1 rRNA gene is annotated in these 3086 nt (G+C 56.9%); it reads left to right on the top strand.

Annotated elements, in window-relative coordinates:
* Positions 1-61 precede the first annotated feature (61 nt).
* Positions 62-3086, top strand: a 23S ribosomal RNA gene (locus ABT296_RS38370); the annotation flags it as partial.

Below are 3086 nucleotides of genomic sequence, written 5' to 3'. Positions count from 1 at the left end.
GTTCGGGGTGATGGGTGGCTGGTCGTTGTTTGAGAACTGCACAGTGGACGCGAGCATCTGTGGCCAAGTTTTTAAGGGCGCACGGTGGATGCCTTGGCACCAGGAACCGATGAAGGACGTGGGAGGCCACGATAGTCCCCGGGGAGTCGTCAACCAGGCTTTGATCCGGGGGTTTCCGAATGGGGAAACCCGGCAGTCGTCATGGGCTGTCACCCGCTGCTGAACACATAGGCAGTGTGGAGGGAACGAGGGGAAGTGAAACATCTCAGTACCCTCAGGAAGAGAAAACAACCGTGATTCCGGGAGTAGTGGCGAGCGAAACCGGATGAGGCCAAACCGTATGCGTGTGAGACCCGGCAGGGGTTGCGTATACGGGGTTGTGGGATCTCTCTTTCACAGTCTGCCGGCTGTGAGGCGAGTCAGAAACCGTTGATGTAGGCGAAGGACATGCGAAAGGTCCGGCGTAGAGGGTAAGACCCCCGTAGTCGAAACATCAGCGGCTTGCTTGAGAGACACCCAAGTAGCACGGGGCCCGAGAAATCCCGTGTGAATCTGGCGGGACCACCCGCTAAGCCTAAATATTCCCTGGTGACCGATAGCGGATAGTACCGTGAGGGAATGGTGAAAAGTACCGCGGGAGCGGAGTGAAATAGTACCTGAAACCGTGTGCCTACAAGCCGTGGGAGCGTCGGACGGAGAGCTTGCTCTTCGTCTCGTGACTGCGTGCCTTTTGAAGAATGAGCCTGCGAGTTTGCGGTGTGTTGCGAGGTTAACCCGTGTGGGGAAGCCGTAGCGAAAGCGAGTCCGAATAGGGCGATATAGTAGCGCGCTCAAGACCCGAAGCGGAGTGATCTAGCCATGGGCAGGTTGAAGCGGAGGTAAGACTTCGTGGAGGACCGAACCCACCAGGGTTGAAAACCTGGGGGATGACCTGTGGTTAGGGGTGAAAGGCCAATCAAACTCCGTGATAGCTGGTTCTCCCCGAAATGCATTTAGGTGCAGCGTCGTGTGTTTCTTGCCGGAGGTAGAGCACTGGATAGGCGATGGGCCCTACCGGGTTACTGACCTTAGCCAAACTCCGAATGCCGGTAAGTGAGAGCGCGGCAGTGAGACTGTGGGGGATAAGCTCCATGGTCGAGAGGGAAACAGCCCAGAGCATCGACTAAGGCCCCTAAGCGTACGCTAAGTGGGAAAGGATGTGGAGTCGCACAGACAACCAGGAGGTTGGCTTAGAAGCAGCCACCCTTGAAAGAGTGCGTAATAGCTCACTGGTCTAGTGATTCCGCGCCGACAATGTAGCGGGGCTCAAGCGTACCGCCGAAGTCGTGTCATTGCAGCGTATAGCCCCAACGGGTGCTGTGATGGGTAGGGGAGCGTCGTGTGCCGGGTGAAGCCGCGCCGGAAGGCAGTGGTGGACGGTTCACGAGTGAGAATGCAGGCATGAGTAGCGATACAAACGTGAGAAACGTTTGCGCCGATTGACTAAGGGTTCCTGGGTCAAGCTGATCTGCCCAGGGTAAGTCGGGACCTAAGGCGAGGCCGACAGGCGTAGTCGATGGATAACCGGTTGATATTCCGGTACCCGCTGTGAAGCGTCAAACATCGAGCATCGTGATGCTAAGGCCGTGAAGCCGCCCTGATCTCTTCGGAGTTGAGGGGAGTGGTGGAGCCGCCGAACCAAGCGGTTAGTAGGTGAGTGATGGGGTGACGCAGGAAGGTAGTCCATCCCGGGCGGTGGTTGTCCCGGGGTAAGGGTGTAGGCCGTGCGATAGGCAAATCCGTCGCACATTGAGGCTGAGACCTGATGCCGAGCCGATTGTGGTGAAGTGGATGATCCTATGCTGTCGAGAAAAGCCTCTAGCGAGTTTCATGGCGGCCCGTACCCTAAACCGACTCAGGTGGTCAGGTAGAGAATACCGAGGCGTTCGGGTGAACTATGGTTAAGGAACTCGGCAAAATGCCCCCGTAACTTCGGGAGAAGGGGGGCCATCACTGGTGAGAGGACTTGCTCCTCGAGCTGGGGGTGGCCGCAGAGACCAGCGAGAAGCGACTGTTTACTAAAAACACAGGTCCGTGCGAAGCCGTAAGGCGATGTATACGGACTGACGCCTGCCCGGTGCTGGAACGTTAAGGGGACCGGTTAGTCACTCTTCGGGGTGGCGAAGCTGAGAACTTAAGCGCCAGTAAACGGCGGTGGTAACTATAACCATCCTAAGGTAGCGAAATTCCTTGTCGGGTAAGTTCCGACCTGCACGAATGGCGTAACGACTTCTCGACTGTCTCAACCATAGGCCCGGTGAAATTGCACTACGAGTAAAGATGCTCGTTTCGCGCAGCAGGACGGAAAGACCCCGGGACCTTTACTACAGTTTGATATTGGTGTTCGGTTCGGCTTGTGTAGGATAGCTGGGAGACTGTGAAAGCCATACGCCAGTATGGTGGGAGTCGTCGTTGAAATACCAGTCTGGTCGTGCTGGATGTCTAACCTGGGTCCGTGATCCGGATCAGGGACAGTGTCTGATGGGTAGTTTAACTGGGGCGGTTGCCTCCTAAAGAGTAACGGAGGCGCCCAAAGGTTCCCTCAGCCTGGTTGGCAATCAGGTGTTGAGTGTAAGTGCACAAGGGAGCTTGACTGTGAGACCGACGGGTCGAGCAGGGACGAAAGTCGGGACTAGTGATCCGGCGGTGGCTTGTGGAAGCGCCGTCGCTCAACGGATAAAAGGTACCCCGGGGATAACAGGCTGATCTTCCCCAAGAGTCCATATCGACGGGATGGTTTGGCACCTCGATGTCGGCTCGTCGCATCCTGGGGCTGGAGTCGGTCCCAAGGGTTGGGCTGTTCGCCCATTAAAGCGGTACGCGAGCTGGGTTTAGAACGTCGTGAGACAGTTCGGTCCCTATCCGCTGTGCGCGTAGGAATATTGAGAAGGGCTGTCCCTAGTACGAGAGGACCGGGACGGACGAACCTCTGGTGTGCCAGTTGTCCTGCCAAGGGCATGGCTGGTTGGCTACGTTCGGGAGGGATAACCGCTGAAAGCATCTAAGCGGGAAGCCTGCTTCGAGATGAGTATTCCCACCTCCTTGAG

Source organism: Streptomyces sp. NPDC000983 (assembly GCF_040299205.1).
Taxonomy (GTDB): domain Bacteria; phylum Actinomycetota; class Actinomycetes; order Streptomycetales; family Streptomycetaceae; genus Streptomyces.
Note: the sequence above shows the minus strand (reverse complement) of the source record. Positions and strands in the feature narration are given on the sequence as shown.